The 17622-nt window shown below is 36.6% G+C and carries 13 protein-coding genes; 6 read left to right on the forward strand and 7 right to left on the reverse strand.

Annotated features, from left to right (window positions below; genetic code table 11):
• Nucleotides 1–301: 301 nt before the first annotated feature.
• A complete protein-coding gene (asnS, locus tag Q7P22_RS13665) occupies nucleotides 302–1690 on the reverse strand; it encodes an asparagine--tRNA ligase (protein ID WP_113921608.1) in 1389 nt (462 codons plus the stop codon).
• A 322-nt stretch (nucleotides 1691–2012) separates the two neighbouring features.
• Between asnS and Q7P22_RS13670 the strand changes: the two genes are divergently transcribed.
• Nucleotides 2013–2900: a fumarylacetoacetate hydrolase family protein gene (locus tag Q7P22_RS13670; protein ID WP_187387084.1), complete on the forward strand. Its 888-nt coding sequence runs from the start codon at nucleotides 2013–2015 to the stop codon at nucleotides 2898–2900.
• Nucleotides 2901–3129: 229 nt separating this feature from the next.
• Here Q7P22_RS13670 and guaA read toward each other — a convergent pair whose 3' ends face one another.
• From guaA to purC, 4 genes are read right to left on the reverse strand one after another with little or no spacing between them, the layout of a single operon-like run.
• The gene (guaA, locus tag Q7P22_RS13675) at nucleotides 3130–4668 is read right to left on the reverse strand and encodes a glutamine-hydrolyzing GMP synthase (protein WP_113921609.1); all 1539 of its coding nucleotides are present in this window, start codon (nucleotides 4666–4668) and stop codon (nucleotides 3130–3132) included.
• A 21-nt stretch (nucleotides 4669–4689) separates the two neighbouring features.
• Entirely contained in the window at nucleotides 4690–6105 is a 1416-nt protein-coding gene (gene purB / locus Q7P22_RS13680) for an adenylosuccinate lyase (protein WP_113921610.1), read from the reverse strand.
• A 4-nt stretch (nucleotides 6106–6109) separates the two neighbouring features.
• Nucleotides 6110–7396, reverse strand: coding sequence for an adenylosuccinate synthase (locus Q7P22_RS13685; RefSeq protein WP_113921611.1), 1287 nt, complete (start codon nucleotides 7394–7396; stop codon nucleotides 6110–6112).
• Complete coding sequence (gene purC / locus Q7P22_RS13690; RefSeq protein ID WP_113921612.1) at nucleotides 7396–8121, reverse strand: phosphoribosylaminoimidazolesuccinocarboxamide synthase; 726 nt, start codon at nucleotides 8119–8121, stop codon at nucleotides 7396–7398. The genes Q7P22_RS13685 and purC overlap by 1 nt, the downstream gene beginning before the upstream one ends.
• Nucleotides 8122–8634: 513 nt before the next feature.
• Here purC and Q7P22_RS13695 point away from each other — a divergent pair.
• Together Q7P22_RS13695 and Q7P22_RS13700 are read left to right on the forward strand one after the other, a co-directional pair.
• Complete coding sequence (locus Q7P22_RS13695) at nucleotides 8635–9846, forward strand: glutamine synthetase family protein (protein WP_303864976.1); 1212 nt, start codon at nucleotides 8635–8637, stop codon at nucleotides 9844–9846.
• Between the two features lie 29 nt (nucleotides 9847–9875).
• The gene (locus Q7P22_RS13700; RefSeq protein WP_303864977.1) at nucleotides 9876–10460 is read left to right on the forward strand and encodes an ANTAR domain-containing response regulator; all 585 of its coding nucleotides are present in this window, start codon (nucleotides 9876–9878) and stop codon (nucleotides 10458–10460) included.
• Nucleotides 10461–10463: 3 nt separating this feature from the next.
• On the opposite strand, the gene pfkB is transcribed toward Q7P22_RS13700, so the two are convergent.
• Together pfkB and Q7P22_RS13710 are read right to left on the reverse strand one after the other, a co-directional pair.
• Nucleotides 10464–11405 (reverse strand): 1-phosphofructokinase, encoded by a 942-nt coding sequence (gene pfkB / locus Q7P22_RS13705; RefSeq protein WP_170128307.1) that lies wholly within the window; start codon nucleotides 11403–11405, stop codon nucleotides 10464–10466.
• Between the two features lie 14 nt (nucleotides 11406–11419).
• Complete coding sequence (locus tag Q7P22_RS13710) at nucleotides 11420–12181, reverse strand: DeoR/GlpR family DNA-binding transcription regulator (protein ID WP_113921616.1); 762 nt, start codon at nucleotides 12179–12181, stop codon at nucleotides 11420–11422.
• Between the two features lie 127 nt (nucleotides 12182–12308).
• Here Q7P22_RS13710 and Q7P22_RS13715 point away from each other — a divergent pair, with 127 nt between their 5' ends.
• The 3 genes from Q7P22_RS13715 to Q7P22_RS13725 all read left to right on the forward strand — a co-directional run bounded on the left by Q7P22_RS13715 (nucleotide 12309) and on the right by Q7P22_RS13725 (nucleotide 17617).
• Entirely contained in the window at nucleotides 12309–14603 is a 2295-nt protein-coding gene (locus Q7P22_RS13715) for a formate C-acetyltransferase (RefSeq protein WP_303864978.1), read from the forward strand.
• A gap of 6 nt (nucleotides 14604–14609) precedes the next feature.
• Nucleotides 14610–15452, forward strand: a complete 843-nt coding sequence (locus Q7P22_RS13720) for a [formate-C-acetyltransferase]-activating enzyme (RefSeq protein ID WP_303864979.1) — start codon at nucleotides 14610–14612, stop codon at nucleotides 15450–15452.
• 137 nt (nucleotides 15453–15589) lie between these two features.
• Nucleotides 15590–17617 (forward strand): BglG family transcription antiterminator, encoded by a 2028-nt coding sequence (locus Q7P22_RS13725; protein WP_303864980.1) that lies wholly within the window; start codon nucleotides 15590–15592, stop codon nucleotides 17615–17617.
• Nucleotides 17618–17622: the final 5 nt, after the last annotated feature.

Raw genomic sequence — 17622 nt, forward strand, 5'->3', positions numbered from 1 at the left:
TAGCGGGTGGTTTTATGTTTCGCCCTTAAGGGCTCAACAGGCTAAAGCCTACAATTTAAAAGTCTCCAACTTCAATGAAATTGGAGACTTTTTTCTTCACGATGTAACTTCTTGTCAGATATATGTTTGTCAGATATATAAATGTATATCTGATTTATCCCTTGTTAGGAAAACTCTACTTTTTAACACGAACTACTGCTTTAGTCATCCTGGGTGCTCGCGAAGGATCTTTGACCCAAGAGGAACACGAATTTCTGATAGCTGATTGCTGGCTGCTAATGCGCCACAGACGCTCTTCTTGTTAAAACTCTGCATTTCCTACTGTTCTTGGGAATGGTAGAACGTCTCGAATGTTTTCCATGCCTGTCATATACATAATTGCTCTTTCAAAGCCAAGTCCAAAACCCGCATGTTTTACACCACCATACTTTCTAAGTTCTAAATACCACCAATAATCTTCAGAGTTTAATCCTACTGCGCTCATTCGTTCTAGTAGTATATCATGCCTCTCTTCTCTTTGACTTCCCCCTATGATTTCACCTACACCAGGTACAAGTAAGTCCATAGCTGCTACTGTTTTTTCGTCATCATTAAGGCGCATGTAAAAAGCTTTGATGTCTTTTGGATAATCTGTTACGAATACAGGCTTTTTATAAACCTCTTCTGCAATATAGCGCTCGTGTTCTGTCTGTAAATCCATTCCCCATGAAACCGGGTATTGGAACTCTTTTTTAGCCTTTGTTAATATGTCGATTGCCTCTGTATAGGTAATATGTGCAAAATCAGAGTTTACGATATTATTTAATTTATCTAATAATCCCTTATTGATAAAGCTATTAAAGAAATTCATTTCTTCTGCTGCATTGACAAGTAAATAATTAATTACATATTTAATCATGTCTTCTGCAAGTTCCATATCGTCATTTAAGTCTGCAAAAGCGATTTCAGGTTCGATCATCCAAAATTCTGCAGCATGTCGAGCTGTATTTGAATTTTCCGCTCTAAAAGTAGGGCCAAAGGTATAAACCTTTTGAAAAGCTAAGGCAAAAGCTTCTGCTTCTAATTGGCCACTAACAGTTAAATTAGTGGCTTTATCAAAGAAATCTTTGCTAAAATCAATATCTCCTCTTTCATTTTTAGGAGGATTCTTTAAATCTAGAGTAGTGACATGAAACATTTCTCCTGCGCCTTCTGCATCACTAGCCGTTATAATAGGCGTGTGGGTGTAGACAAAATCTCGCTCCTGAAAAAATTGATGTACAGCATAAGCAACCAAACTACGAACTCGGAAGACAGCTGAAAAGGTATTGCTTCTAGGTCTTAAATGAGCAATCGTTCTTAAATACTCTAAAGTATGCCTTTTCTTTTGTAAAGGATAACTAGAGTCTGCACTTGCCTCTATTTTGATCTCATCAGCCTTTATCTCGAAGGCCTGCTTGCTATCTGGAGTGAGTATAAACTTACCCCTTACTGTAATTGCCGTAGCTATAGTAAGTTTACTGATTTGAGAAAAATTATCTATATCTTCTTCATACACTACTTGAACTCCCTTAAAGTAAGTGCCATCATTGACTTCAATAAAGCCAAAATGCTTTGATCCTCTATTTGTTCGAATCCATCCATTGATGATGATATCCTTGTCTGAAAAATTTTCGGTATTTTGATATAACTGCTTTATACTTGTCTTCATGTATCCCTCTCCACTATTAGAATTTATTTATACTCTAAAATGGCCTAATAAATAACTACAGCCATGTAAGAGCTAATAAGCATCTCTTTCATTGATTATTTTACACCTTAGACATTACATTTAACACTTTAAAAAGTATTGTACTTTATTTATAGCCATTATTATTCATTATTTGCCAAATATTTTGTATAATACCTAGTATACCTTTACAAAATGAACCTGTCTACTTCAGCAAAATAAAGCGCTACAAACTTTTTTGTCAGTTCAAAAGGTACTTTTAATATACTAAAAGAACATTCAATTATATCAATGAGGTGAACAAATGATTTTTGCTAATGCATCAATGAAATCTACAAAGGAGAATTTTCTAGCCATTATAGATTCTAATAAAGTCGTTAAATTAGAGAGTTTGATGAAATCTTGCCCTAAAGACATGATTTCCTTTATAGAAAAATACAATTCCAAACTGCAAGAGGAAATTCACAAAATTTTAAAAGATAAAAATATTCCTACTATAGCTAGAGAAGATATAGTACTTTTATCTCCTATTCCTTATCCAAGAAGGAATGTGTTTTGCCTTGGAAAAAATTATATAGAACATGCTAATGAAATAAAATCCATACCTGGTGGAGACAATATGGTTCCAAAAGAGCCTATCTATTTCACGAAATTAGCTTATCCCTGTATGGGACCAGAAGATATAATACTCAGTCACAAATCCTTTACAAATCAGCTAGATTACGAAGTTGAGCTCACAATCATCATAGGAAAAAAGGGCACAAATATTGTTAAAGAAGAGGCTGAAGACTATATTTTTGGCTACACCATTGGAAACGACTTTTCTGTAAGAGATATACAAAAAAAGCATATACAGTGGTTTAAAGGAAAGAGCATGGATACTTGTTGTTCCATAGGTCCTTATATTGTTTCTAAAGAGGATATTCCATTTCCACCCTCATTAGATATTTCGTGCAGTATAAATGGGGAAGTGAGACAAAATTCTAATACCTCTAAATTAATCTTTGATATTCCTACTATCATCCATGATCTATCAAAAGGGCTTACTTTATACCCAGGAGATATCATTATGACTGGTACTCCTGCAGGTGTTGGTTTAGGATTTGATCCGCCGAGAACATTGGAAGCTGGAGATGTAGTAGAATGTAAGATTGAAAAAATTGGCACTCTTAGAAATTACATTGAAAAATAGTAGAAGACTTTGAGGACAATTTCTGCTCAAAGTAATCTTTTCGTGTATCGCTTGAGATGGAGGTTGGATAGCATCCGTCAAAACAAGCGCTGTGATAGCGCTTGTTTCCAATTATGATTGAGAGCTCCTCTACCCGCAAATATTCGAGCGTATCCGCGCGGATGATTTCAACAATTTTCTCCGCCTAATATTTATATGCAATCAGATGTTCTCTTGAATATCCGTTCCGTCATTCCCACTCCACCGTCGCCGGCGGTTTTGATGTGATATCATAAACAACCCGTGTAATTTGCTCTATTTCATTGGTTATTCTTGAACTTGCACTTTCAAGCAATTCATACGGAAGCCATGTCCATTCGGCAGTCATAAAATCATCTGTGGTAACTGCACGAAGGGCAACCGTATATCCGTAGGTTCTAGCATCTCCCTTTACACCAACGCTATGAAGGTCTGTCAGAACTGCAAAATACTGGTTTGTCATCTCTTCTGACGAATGCTTGGCGATTTCCTCGCAGAAGATGGCGTCTGCCTCTCTGAGCTGATCTAATTTTTCCTTTGTGATTTCACCAATAACCCTTACAGCAAGACCAGGACCGGGAAAGGGCTGTCTGTATACAAGTTCTTTCGGCAATCCGAGTTTATTGCCGACCTCTCTTACCTCATCCTTAAATAAATCTGCAAGGGGCTCAACAATACTATCAAAGGAAATAACATCAGGAAGACCGCCTACATTATGATGACTTTTAATCGTAGCAGAATCACCCTTGCCGCTTTCCACCACATCGGGATAAATTGTTCCTTGGGCAAGAACATTGATTTTGCCAAGCTTTTTTGCTTCTTCTTCAAATACTCTGATAAATTCTTCGCCAATAATTTTTCGCTTTTGTTCCGGCTCTGTTATGCCGGCCAGCTTTTCTAAAAAACGACTCTCTGCATTTACACGGATAAAGTTCATTCCAAATCTGCCCTTGAAGGTGTTTTCTACGAAATCGCCCTCATTTTTACGTAATAATCCGTGATCCACGAATACACAAGTCAAATCCTCGCCGATAGCCTTATAAAGTAAGGTGGCTGCTACCGAGGAATCCACGCCTCCGGAAAGAGCCAGTAACACCTTCTTTCCGGCAAGCTCTGTCTTGTATTTCTCGACAGCCTTATCAATGAAATGATCCATTTTCCAGTTGCCGCTGCAGCCGCATATTCTAAAAAGAAAATTATACAGCATAACCTTGCCATATTGTGTATGAGTGACCTCCGGATGAAATTGTACACCGTATAAGCGGCGTTTTTCATCGCTCATGGCGGCACAGGGGCATTTAGCAGTTCGAGCAATAACAGAAAACCCAACAGGAGCTTCCTTGATGTAATCCGTGTGGCTCATCCAGCAGATACTGTTTTTCGGAATATCTTTTAACAAAGGACTTTCTGAAACTGTAACCGAGGTTTTTCCGTATTCACTTGAGTTTTCTGCACTGTAAATTTTACCCCCCTCCATATATGCCATCAACTGATTGCCGTAGCAAATACCTAAAATCGGAATACCGAGATTTAAAATGTCAGGATCATAATGGGGAGACGCATTATCATATACGCTATTGGGTCCGCCGGTAAAAATAATACCTTTGTAGCTGATTTTACATATTTCTTCTACCGTGATCTTATTGTACGGCTTAATTTCTGCATACACATGATGCTCACGAACCCTTCGGGCAATCAGTTGATTATATTGACCGCCAAAATCCAAAACAAGGATTTTTTCCTGCACAATTTTCCACCTACCTTTATAATATTATAATGTGATTTGCGCCGTATCTCTGTCAATATCCGAAATCAGGAGCTTTATCTCCGAATTAAAGCGTTCAACCTGTTCGGCACATCTTCCAATGTACTTTTTAGGCTCCAGAAGTTCTTTCATTTCAGCTTCGGAAAGACCAAATTCTTTCTCGTCACTTAATAATTTGAGGAGATTGCACTCGCCGCCGTTTTTCATTTCCGCTGTAGCTTCCATAGAGCATTTGCGAATAATTTCATGAATCTGCTGACGGTCGCCGCCACGCTTTACCGCCTCCATCATCAGATTTTCGGTTGCAATAAAGGGCAGATATTCGCTCACTGTTTTTTCAACGATTTTCTCATTTACATGAAGTCCATCCGTTACATTTTGAGCCAAACGGAGAACAGCGTCGGCACATAAGAAGCCTTCCGGCATAGATATACGTCTGTTTGCCGAATCGTCAAGAGTTCTTTCTAACCATTGAACGGAGGCTGTCATTGCTGCATTTGAAGCGTTTGCTACTAAATATCTCGCAAGAGAGCAGATTCTCTCACAGCGCATGGGATTTCGTTTATATGCCATAGCAGAGGATCCTATTTGATTTTTTTCGAAGGGTTCTTCTATCTGTCTGTCATGCTGGAGCAATCTGATGTCATTTGCCATTCGGTAACAGCTTTGCGCTATTGAGGAAAGACAGTTCAAAATTCGGCTATCCAATTTTCGTGGATAGGTCTGTGAGCAAACAGCGAAGCATTTGTCAAAGCCAAAATCATTGGCAATCAAGCCATTCATTTTATCTATTTTTTCGGTATCACCATCAAAAAGTTCTAAGAAACTCGCCTCGGTTCCCGTGGTTCCCCGGCAACCGAGAAATTTCATATTACCCAGCACAAAATCGATTTCTTCAAGATCGCTCAGATAATCCTGCATCCAAAGAGTAGCCCGCTTACCGACGGTGACAAGCTGTGCAGGTTGATAATGTGTATAGCCAAGTGTGGGCATATTTTTATATTTTTCGGCAAAGTCTGAAAGGTTTGCTAAAACCTTCAAAAGCTCTGAACGCAAATAACGTAGAGCATCTCTATAAATAATTAAATCAGCATTATCGGTAACATAGCAACTGGTGGCACCTAAATGAATAATTCCAGAGGCAATAGGGGCAGCTATCCCATACGCATAAACATGAGCCATTACATCGTGGCGGACTTCCTCTTCACGGTTCTTTACACATTGATAGTCAATGTCTTCAATATGGGTTTCCAGTGCAGACACCTGTTCTTCAGAAATCGCCAAGCCCATCTGCTTTTCAGCTTTTGCCAAGGATGCCCAGAGCTTACGCCAGGTTTGATACCGTGTATCGGAAGAAAACAGCTTCAGCATAAACTCAGAGGCGTATCGGGAAGATAATGGTGATTCATATTGGTTCGACATAAATTTAGTTCTCCTTTGTCTTAATGATAATACTATCTCTTTCAGGGCCCACAGAAACATATGTTATAGGGCATCCGATAGATTTTTCAATAAATAGTACATACTCCTGTGCTGCCCTCGGGAGTCTCTCCCATTCACGGACTTTAGATATATCACACATCCAGCCGTCAAGATATTCAATGACCGGCTTTGCGTTTTTTAGTGCAGACGGAAACGGAAAACGGTTTATCCTTTCTCCGTTGAGAGTGTATGCAGTGCATACTGGAATTTTATCCATATTGCTGAGTATATCTAACTTCGTCAGTGCGATTTCAGTGGCTGCCTGTACCTCAATACCGTAGGAGGTTGCTACTATATCAAGTGCGCCGACTCTTCGAGGTCTACCTGTTTTTGCTCCGTACTCGCCTCCTGCATTACGAAGCCTCTCTGCTTCCTCTCCGAACATTTCGCAGACGAAGGGCCCTTCACCAACACAGGTAGAATACGCTTTTACAACACCGAGGATTCTGTCAATTTTAGCACCAGGAAAACCGGAACCAATGGGCGCATACGCCGCTATTGTGTTGGAAGAGGTAGTATATGGGTGTATACCATAATCCAAATCCCGAAGCGATCCGAGCTGCGCTTCAAACAGTATTTTCTTGCAATCCTTGGCAGCATTTTTCAAAAAAGCACTGGTGTCACAGATAAAGGGCTTGATTTTTTCACAATACGCCGTTATCCATTCGTCTAACATCTGCTCGGTGTACGGTCTTGCACCGTATACTTTTGTAAGCGTTAGATTTTTCCATTCCATAAGATCAATCAGATGCTCTTTCAATTCCTTTGCATAGAAAAGCTCACCCGCAAGTACGGTTTTCTTCTGATATTTGTCCGAATAAAACGGAGCAATACCTTGCTTGGTAGAGCCATACATTTTGTCCTTGAGCCGCTGTTCCTCCAGTTCATCCATTTCTCTATGCCACGGAAGTAGAAGAGAAGCTCTGTCACTGATTTTTAGATTGTTTCTGTTGATCGTTACGCCTTTATCAGCCACTCGACATATTTCAAGCCACAGATTTTCGGGATCAAGCGCCACACCGTTGCCCAAAACATTTACAACACCATCTCTAAAAATGCCAGACGGAAGAAGATTTAGAGCAAACTTGCCTTTATCATTAATAACCGTATGACCAGCATTGCCACCACCCTGATATCTTACAACAACATCATAGTCTTCGGTTAACAGGTCTACCATTCGACCTTTTCCTTCATCTCCCCAGTTGATACCGACTATTGCACAATTTGACATTATATATCCTCCCTTATATGCCCACAAAGCTTTTTCATTACCTCAGCGTAGGCCTCTTCCGTTCCTCCGAGATCACGGCGGAATCTATCCTTATCTAATTTTTCTTTTGTCTTGCTGTCCCAAAGGCGACAAGTATCGGGGCTGATTTCATCAGCGAGAATAATAGTGCCGTCGGATAGTTTTCCGAATTCAATTTTAAAATCCACCAGAATAACGCCACAGCTCGCCCAAAATGCTTTCAGATATTTATTTACAGCAAAGGCATATTTCTTTACGATTTTAATTTCTTCCTTACTACAAAGTCCCAAAGCAATAGCGTGGTAGCTATTCAGAAGAGGATCACCGAGTTCATCGTTTTTATAAGAGAACTCAATGGTAGGTGTTTCAAAAGTGATGCCTTCTTCTACACCGTATCTTTTTGAAAACGAACCTGCTGAAATATTTCTTATAATAATCTCTAACGGAAGTATGGTTACTTTCTTTACCACCGTTTCACGGTCGTTGATTTCCTCGACAAAATGTGTCGGAACGCCGTTCTTTTCTAAGCGTTGCATAAGAAGATTGCTCATTTTGTTATTGATGATTCCTTTGCCAGAAATACTTCCTTTTTTCAGACCGTTAAAAGCGGTGGCATCGTCCTTATAGGAGACAATTAAAAGTTCTAGATTGTCGGTTTCAAAAACCTTCTTGGCTTTTCCTTCATACATAAGTTTTCGTTTTTCCATACTGTACCTCTTTCTGTTTATTTTCCGCCACCACCGTAGCTCGCTAAAAATCGGCATATGAATTGTCTATATCGCGGCCTTCTCGTGTTTTGTTGGGTATCCAGCTGGATGTAGCCCATAATAGCCAGACGGTGAAAGCAGATTCATTCAGGTATCCGTTGAAAACAAGATTGTCGAAACTTTCTGATATATTTTTCTTCTCTTTTGATTCAAAAAAGATAAAAAGGCGCCTTTCAACATAAATTGAAAGACGCCTTTGCCTTTATGAAAGACATTATACACTATGAAAAAAACTTTATCAACCCCTATTTACGAGACGAACTTAGACTGGCGAGCTGGTTAGCTAAAAGGAGATTATTTTACTTTTACAATGAGTTTTCATGGGATTGCTTTACATTTTATTCAATAAAATGTAAATAATCTTAGATATATGGTATAATTATATGTTATTAAATACCACTAGCTTTAATTACAAGCGAATGTATGTGGCAATTAAAAGAAAGGGGTATCGTTATGAAGTATTCAAAGGAAGAGGTAATACAGTATGTCAATGAGGATGATGTAAAGTTCATCCGATTGGCGTTCTGCGATGTTTTCGGAAAACAAAAAAATATTTCTATTATGCCACGGGAACTGGCCCGTGCTTTTGAATACGGAATTGCTTTCGACGCCTCGTCTGTCGAAGGCTATGGGGATGAAACCCATTCTGATCTTTTACTTAAGCCAGATAGTGAAACCTTGATGCTTCTGCCTTGGCGCCCTGAACACGGAAAGGTTGTCCGTATGTTCAGCAATGTCATCTATCCTTCTGGAAAGATTTCTGAATGTGATACGCGTAATCTTTTGAAGAAGGCTATCAAAGATGCAGCAGACGCTGGAATTTCATTCTTCTTTGGTGCTGAACAGGAATTTTATCTCTTCAATTTAGACCAAAACGGCAAACCTACAGATGTTCCTTACGATGAAGCCGGATATATGGATATTGCACCAGAGGATAAAGGTGAAAATATTCGCCGTGAAATTTGTCTGACACTTGAGCAAATGGGTATCCGTCCAGAAAGCTCCCATCACGAGGAAGGTCCTGGACAAAATGAAATTGATTTTCGTTATTCCGATCCCCTTACAGCAGCTGACAATGTTATGACATTTCAAACAGTTGTTAAGACCATAGCTCATCAAAACGGTCTCCACGCCGATTTTTCTCCTAAACCACTGAAGGATCAACCAGGAAACGGATTCCATATCAATATGTCCGTTAAATCCGTTGATGGTTCAGATAATCTGCCCTTTGTAATTGCAGGAGTGTTGGATAAAGCAGTGGAGATGACTGCCTTTCTTAACCCAACGCCGGACTCTTATATGCGTTTTGGAAACAACAAAGCGCCCAAATACATCTCATGGTCAAACGAAAACAGAAGCCCGCTTGTCCGAATTCCAGCAGCGGTCGGCGAATATCGAAGAGCAGAATTGCGTTCTCCCGATCCTACTGCTAACCCCTATCTTGCTTTTACCTTGATAATTTATGTAGGGCTCTATGGTATCAAAAATCAGCTTAAATTGCCGAGGGCTTCCGATTTTAATCTTTTCAAAGCAAGCGCTGAAACTTTTGATAAATTTCAGCAGTTACCAGACACTCTTGAGGCAGCGCGCACTCTTGCAGATCAAAGCGAATTTATCAACGAGCATATACCCAAGGCTATTTTGGAAATTTACTGCAATAAATAATCATACTTTATGAGGAAGGAGGGGAGCATATGAGTTTGAAAGAACAAGTTTACAGCGTACTTCTGGTGTCTTGTTCGGAAAGCTTCAACACTGCAATTGCTGGAATGTTCCCAACTTCACAGTATCAGCCGGTGCGCATTGCAACAAGCGTTAGCGAAGCCAAGAGATATATTGCTACCAGGGATTTTGATTTTGTAATTATCAACTCTCCTTTGCCTGATGAGTCTGGCACTCGCTTTGCTATTGACTGCTGTCGTTCTCAAACCACGGTCGTTCTCATACTTGTTAAAAATGATGTTCATTCCGAAGTTCATGACAAAGTTGCGGAGCATGGTGTGTTTACCTTACCTAAGCCAACCTCCCGTACGACAATGATTCAGGGATTGAACTGGATGTCCAGTGCCAGAGAAAGACTTAGAAAGCTTGAACAGAAAACACTTTCCATTGACAAACGTATGGAAGAAATCCGCATTATCAACCGTGCAAAATTTTTACTTATCAGCAAACTTAAAATGACTGAGCCAGATGCGCATCATTACTTAGAAAGAAGTGCTATGAATAATTGTATTTCAAAAAAAGAGGCAGCTCAGAATATTATAAAAATGTATTCTTGATTATTATTTTTTTACTTTCATGTCAATAATCTTTATTTTATGAACAAATTCTTCAATTTCATCCATAGTAGGAGCTTTTGTTCCTTCTTTGGATACAGCTAGTACAGAGGCTGAAACGCCATAAGCAAAGGATTCTTTCATACTATATCCACTACTTAAATACCCAATCATTGCACCTAATAAGCTGTCACCTGCTCCTACTGTACTCTTTGCTTCTACCGTTGGTACTTTTGCCTGTAAAAACAGGTCCTTACCGATTAATAATGCTCCTTCGGAGCCCATAGAAAGGCAAATATATTCTACATTATTTGAGATTAATTCATTACAGTAATCAACTATTTCATCAAAATGATCAAAAGGTTTCTCTGATAAACTTTCAAGCTCTTCTACATTAGGTTTAATTAAAAAAACACTAGATTTTAGCGCCTCTTTAAGCAAAGGACCTTTAGAATCTAAAATAACCTTTGCTCCTACCTGAAGAGCTATTTCACAAAGCTGGTAGTAAATATTTTGTGGAATTCCCTTTGGTGCACTACCACTTAAAACGACAGTATCTCCATCTTTTACAATCTCCCTATATCCATCTATAAATCTGTTTAATTCTTCAAGGGAAATCTCATCGCCCTGTTCGTTAAGATCTGTAGTTTTGCCTGTTGAACTTTCTATCATTTTTGTATTCGTTCTTGTATTGGCTTTTACAGGTGTAAATTTGTATTGAATACCTGCATCCGATAAATGCTGTTCTAATATCTTTCCATCCATTCCACCAGTAAATCCTAAAGATATATATGAACATGAAAAACTGTTCAAAACCTTTGAGACATTGATCCCCTTACCTCCTGGATCAAGAATCGTTTTATCAATAATATTCACTTGACCATGATGATAATTTTTTAAATAAATTGTCTTATCTATTGCTGGATTTAGTGTTACTGTGATAATCAATAGAGTAGCCCCTTTCATATAATATTGATCTTATACTTATTTAACTTTTTACTAATTACTTCAATAGGTTTACCTTCCGTTATGATTCCATCTACATGATCAATAGAATCAAATTTGTAGATACCATCATAATTGAATTTCTTATTTTCCATTACTAAATATACTTCTTTTGCACATTGGATAAAGGCACTTTTAGTATTCCCATCTTCTACATTAAATGTAGTAATGCTTTTCGCATCTAGATCTACTCCACAACTTCCAATAAATACTTTTTGTACATTATATTTTTTGATAGAATTAATGGTTTCACTTCCTACAAATCCACCAGCTTGTCTAAAATACATTCCACCAGGTGAAATGACTGTAGCTTTTGTACTCTTTGATAAAATATAAAGAATATCGATACTATTGGATAGGACTGTTATTTCTAAATCAGACTCTTTAATCATCTCTGCAAGGATAAGATTAATCGAGGATATATCTAATAAAATTGTTTCCCTCTCATTTAACATCTTAAGAGCTTTTGTGGCAATCCTTCTTTTATCAAGACTATCTGTTTGATTCCTTTCACCTACATCCTGAAATTTGGGGATTTTCTTTTTCAACATTCCACCGCCATATATACGCTCCATAACCCCTTGTTTTTCTAAGATTTTTAAATCTTTGCGAATAGCATCTTCTGATAATTCAAATCGCTTGCTTAAATCTTTTACTTTGACTTTTCCTTCTTCATGTAATAATTGGATAATCATATCTAATCTCTCTTGTGCAAACATAAAAATCTCCTATTTTCTTATACTAAATATAATTATAAACACTTTTCACGAAAAATCAATAATAAACTATTGAAAAGTAATAAAAAATAATATACAATAATAAAAAACAATACTTAGAGGTGATAGTATGAATATTAGCAAACGAATTAAGATTTTAAAAGATAACTTACTCAATCCTACTAGAGAAATATCTTTAGAAAGAGCTACATTATATACAGAAAGTTATAAGCAAACTGCAGGTATGCCTAGTGTTCTAAGAAGAGCACATGCTACGAAATATATATTGGAAAATGTAGAAATTAAAATCGATTCTTATGAGCTTATTGTAGGCGATCGAACAATAAGACCAAGAAGTGGTATTGCATCCCCAGAAATGTCACCTTATTGGATTTTAGAAGAGATCGATACTATGTATTCTCGCCCTCAAGACAAATTTATATTTAATGAAGAAGATAAAGTAAAATTCAAAGAGGAATTGTTCCCTTATTGGGATGGTAAATCTCTAAAGAACTATGTAGATGAAAAAATGTCTGACGACGTGAAAACCTCAATTAAAGATGGCATTGTAAAAATCAATCAAACGGACAAAGGTCAAGGACATATTATTCCAAACTTCAGTAAAGTTTTATACAATGGTATAGATGCTATAATTGATGAAGCAAAAAGCTCATTAAATAAGGATCAGAGCAATGATTTTCTTAAGGCAGCAGTAATAACATTAGAGGCGTTGCAATCATATATTATTCGCTATGCAAATCTTGCAGAAGAATTATATGTGAATGAAAAAGATGAAATGCGTAAAAGTGAATTAGCAACGATTCGTGATATTTGCCAAAAAGTTGCTCACGAAAAACCCCATTCATTTTATGAGGCTCTTCAATTGTTCTGGCTTGTAAATCTAGCCCTACAATTTGAATCCAATGCGAGCTCTATTTCATCTGGTCGATTTGATCAATATATGATTTCTTTTTACCGACAATCTTTAGCCGATGGAGTAGATGAAGCATTTTGTAGAGAGCTCTTGAGATGTCTATGGTTAAAGATGAACGATGTGGTTTTACTTCGTAGCGAAGATAGTGCAAAATACTTTGCTGGTTTCCCAACAGGATATACGATTATTTTAGGTGGTGTAGATGCTAATGGACGAGATGCTACCAATGAATTAAGTTATATCGTATTAGAAACTTTTGGAGATATCCGTTTACCTCAGCCAAATTTAGGTGTACGAATTCATGAAAAATCACCTGCCGAATTTATGATGAAGTCAGCAGAAACCATCCGATTAGGTACAGGTATACCACAAATTTTTAATGACGAAGTTATTATACCTGGATACCTTAACAGAGGTGTTTCTTTAGAAGATGCTAGAGATTATGCTGTAGTAGGATGTGTTGAGCTTTCTTTACCAGGAAAAACGTATGGTTTACACGATATCGCTTTATTTAACCTACTTAAAGTACTTGAAGTAACTCTAGATAGACATATAGATACAATTGATTCTTTTGATCAACTAATAGAAGAAATTAAAAAGACTATTAGAGAATATGTTGTGTACATGGTTGAAGGATCCAATATATGTGACGAAGCACATGGTGAATTAGCACCTACACCACTATTATCTTGTTTTATTGATGATTGCATAATGAACGGCAGTGATGTATCTACTGGAGGAGCTGTTTATAATTTTTCAGGTGTTCAAGGTATCGGCATCGGTAATTTAAGCGACTCTTTATATGTCATAAAAAAAGCAGTCTTTGAAGATCGATCTATAAGCTTAAAAGAGCTTCAATCTATTTTAAAAGAAGATTATGAAGATAATGAAATTTTAAGGCAAAGATTTATCAATAAATACGATAAATATGGAAATGATATAGATGAAGTAGATTATCTTGGTAGCGATATTCTTTCATTCTACTGTATGGAAGTTGAAAAATATGACAATGTTCGGGGAGGTATATTTCAACCAGGCTCCTACACCGTATCTGCCCATATCCCCCTTGGAGAATCCGTTGGGGCAACTCCGGATGGAAGACATTCAAAAGAACAATTAGCTGATGGTGGTTTGTCACCTATGGTAGGTCGAGATAAAAATGGTCCTACTTCTGTATTAAAAAGTGTAAGCAAATTAGACAATTATCTTACCACTAATGGTAGTTTGTTAAATGTAAAGTTTAGTCCTTCCGTATTAGAGGGAGAAGCTGGATTACGTAAATTTGTCAACTATTTAAAAGCTTTTATGAGATTAAAAATACAGCATATTCAGTTCAATATCGTATCTGCTGACACTTTACGTGAAGCACAAAAAAATCCTCACGATTACAAAGATTTAGTTATACGAGTAGCTGGTTACAGTGCTATATTTGTAGAACTCAATGAGGCAATACAGAATGATATTATCAGTCGTACAGAACACGGTATATAAGGGGTGATGATTATTAAGGCTTTAATATTTAATATACAGCGGTATAGTATTCATGATGGAGAAGGAATCCGTACTATTATCTTTTTTAAAGGCTGCCCTCTTCGCTGCCCATGGTGCGCTAATCCTGAATCACAAAGTGCCCAAAAAGAAATTATACGTAAAGAATCTTTGTGTATTTCATGTGTTAGTAAAAATGCAGCTAGTTGCAAGGAGACGCCAGAGTTTTGTCCAACCAATGCTTTAGAATGGGTTGGACAAGAGATGACCATAGATGAGGTAGTAGAGGAAGTAAAAAAAGATATGGTATTCTATGATACAAGTGGTGGTGGCGTAACTCTTTCAGGAGGAGAAGTTTTGCTTCAAGGAGAGTTTGCATTAGAGTTGTTAAAAAAATTAAAGTCACTTGGTATTCATACAGCCATAGAAACTAGCGGTCATGGTAGCTGGAAAATATTAGACCAACTTAGCGATTTTCTTGATGAAATTCTCTTTGATCTTAAAATTATGGATGATAAAGATTTTAAAGATATTATTAAGGGAGACGGTAGTTTAGTAAAGAGTAATTTTTCTAAACTAGCAGCTAAAGGAGCTAATGTTATTCCCAGAGTGCCTTTAATTCCTACCTTTACTGCAAAAGAAGACAATCTCCTCCAGATTATTGATTTCTTAAAGGAGTGCGAAATAAATTATGTTCACCTATTGCCCTTTCACCAATATGGAAGTTCTAAATACAAGGGCACTGGAAGAGAATACAGCCTAGAAAATTTAAGATTATTATCTCAACAAGAAATTAATCATGCAAAAGACCTATTTGTAACCAATGGATTTAAAGTTCAAATTGGGGGATAAATAAAGTTTTGCCACATTAATGTTGCACCCTTTTATACACCCAAAAGCCTTGATAAATCAAGGCTTTTGTAGTATCCTTTCATTGTATAAATGATACAACAAATACAATGATTGTTGCATAAATCTATAAAGTATTAGTGAGGTGTTGTATCATAAATAAGCAAATTGATAGCAGAGTTGAAAAGTTATTGCAAATACTCTTCTCTAAAGAAGATGGTGCTATTACAATTAATCAACTAGCTAGTAAATTAAGTGTTTCAAATCGAACTGTGAGAAATGATTTAGATAAATTAGAAACCTATCTTAACACTCTTCAAGGCGAAATAAAAATCATCAAAAAACCACGTATTGGTATTTGGTTTGAATACGATGAACAAGGCAGACAAAGTTTAGAAAAGCTAGTCAATTATCGAAGCATCTATCTTGAGCCTTATTCTAGTGAAGAAAGACAGAGATTTATTATAAAAAAATTGATTCAATCCTTCCATCCAGTATCTTTACAATCCCTTGCAGATAATTTAATTGTAAGCAGGGTCACAATCAGCAAAGACTTGGAAGCGGTTGATAAAAGATTAGAAAAATACAATCTATCCTTAGTCAAAAAAAAGAATCAGGGGATCTCTATTGATGGCGATGAAAAAAACTGGAGAAAAGCTGCTAGTGATCTAATCGCCCAAATAAAAGAAGAGCAAGAATTAAAAGATATCTTAATGAAATCCGACGATCCTATAGGTAATAATAGATTAAATATTCAAGACAGCAACAATATAAAAGACTTAATTCCTCAAATTGAGTTAACAAAAATCGAAAAAATTATTACGGAAGCAGAAAGTCAGCTTTCCTCTCCACTTTCAGACGAGGCTTTTACTGGGCTAGTCATCCACATAGCCATAAGCATAGAAAGACTAAAGCAAAAAAAAGATATCAAAATGCCATCAAACAATCTTGAGGATATTAAGAAAAAAAAGGAATACCCTGTAGCAGCATGGATTGGAATGAGATTGGAAAAAGAAATACACATAAAAATTCCTGAATCTGAAATAGCTTATATCGCCCTTCATATTATAGGAGCTAAACCTATGGAGGTAATTGATATAGGAAATAATAAAGAGTCCATTCTAAATGACATAGACTCTTCTATACTTGATGCAACAAAAGAAATTATTGGTTTAGTAGCAAATATTCTTTCTGTTCCGTTAAGTGATGACAAAAGTTTACTGATTGGTTTGAGCTTACATTTAAAAACAGCTGTTAATCGGCTAAAGTATGGACTTTCTTTAAGAAATCCCTTATTAGATCAGATAAAAGAAAAATATCCTAGTGTCTTTGGTGCTTGTTGGGCTACTAGCATTATCTTTGAAAGACGTTTTAATATTCAAATAACAGAAGAAGAAATTGGTTATATTGCCATTCATATAGGTGCTGCTCTTGAAAGAAGTAAATCAAATTATCGTGCTATTGTTGTTTGCTCTACTGGTGTAGGCACCTCTCAATTAGTTGTGTCTCGATTAAAAAATCGAATTAAGAACATTGAAATTATAGGTGTGAGCTCCTTACATGAGCTGACAAGTTATGAGCAAAATAAATATGATATCATCATAAGCACGATTCCTATTCCTGAAAAAGATAAGCCAGTAGTTTCTATCAGTGTATTCGTAGATGAAAATGATATTTCGTTAATTCTTCAAAAAATAAATGATTTGAGTAGTGAGAAACGGGATAATAATAAGTATAGTATCTCTTCACTATTAAATAAAAAGTTTATCTTTTTACAGGAATCTTTCTCCTCAAGGATAGAAGTGATTAAAGAGATAGGAGATATGCTCAATAAAGAGGGATATGTTACCGAAGAATTTACAATATCTGCTCTATCGAGAGAAAAATTAACATCTACAGCCGTTGGAAATGGTGTTGCTATACCACATGGAAAAGATACTTACGTTAATAGGCCAATTATTGCAGTAATAATCTTAAATGAGCCCATTGATTGGGGAGGATATCCTGTAGATATTATTTTCTATCTAGCTTTGCATTTTGAAAATAGCAAAGAAACAAAAAACTTTTTTAAAAAATTCCATGGATTAGTAGATAATCAAAATCAGCTTATTACAATAAGAAATACAAAAAATATTGATGTATTGTACCAGATATTAATAGATTTATAAAAAAT

Source organism: Alkalibaculum bacchi, from assembly GCF_937875145.1.
GTDB lineage: Bacteria > Bacillota > Clostridia > Eubacteriales > Alkalibacteraceae > Alkalibaculum > Alkalibaculum bacchi_A.

Excerpts from the sequence above, each read along its gene's own strand:
- asnS (WP_113921608.1), bottom strand. The coding sequence starts at position 1,690 with ATGAAGACAAGTATAAAGCAGTTATATCAAAATACCGAAAATTTTTCA.
- Q7P22_RS13670 (WP_187387084.1), top strand. The coding sequence starts at position 2,013 with ATGATTTTTGCTAATGCATCAATGAAATCTACAAAGGAGAATTTTCTA.
- purB (WP_113921610.1), bottom strand. The coding sequence starts at position 6,105 with ATGTCGAACCAATATGAATCACCATTATCTTCCCGATACGCCTCTGAG.
- Q7P22_RS13685 (WP_113921611.1), bottom strand. The coding sequence starts at position 7,396 with ATGTCAAATTGTGCAATAGTCGGTATCAACTGGGGAGATGAAGGAAAA.
- purC (WP_113921612.1), bottom strand. The coding sequence starts at position 8,121 with ATGGAAAAACGAAAACTTATGTATGAAGGAAAAGCCAAGAAGGTTTTT.
- Q7P22_RS13695 (WP_303864976.1), top strand. The coding sequence starts at position 8,635 with ATGAAGTATTCAAAGGAAGAGGTAATACAGTATGTCAATGAGGATGAT.
- Q7P22_RS13700 (WP_303864977.1), top strand. The coding sequence starts at position 9,876 with ATGAGTTTGAAAGAACAAGTTTACAGCGTACTTCTGGTGTCTTGTTCG.
- Q7P22_RS13710 (WP_113921616.1), bottom strand. The coding sequence starts at position 12,181 with ATGTTTGCACAAGAGAGATTAGATATGATTATCCAATTATTACATGAA.
- Q7P22_RS13715 (WP_303864978.1), top strand. The coding sequence starts at position 12,309 with ATGAATATTAGCAAACGAATTAAGATTTTAAAAGATAACTTACTCAAT.
- Q7P22_RS13720 (WP_303864979.1), top strand. The coding sequence starts at position 14,610 with ATGATTATTAAGGCTTTAATATTTAATATACAGCGGTATAGTATTCAT.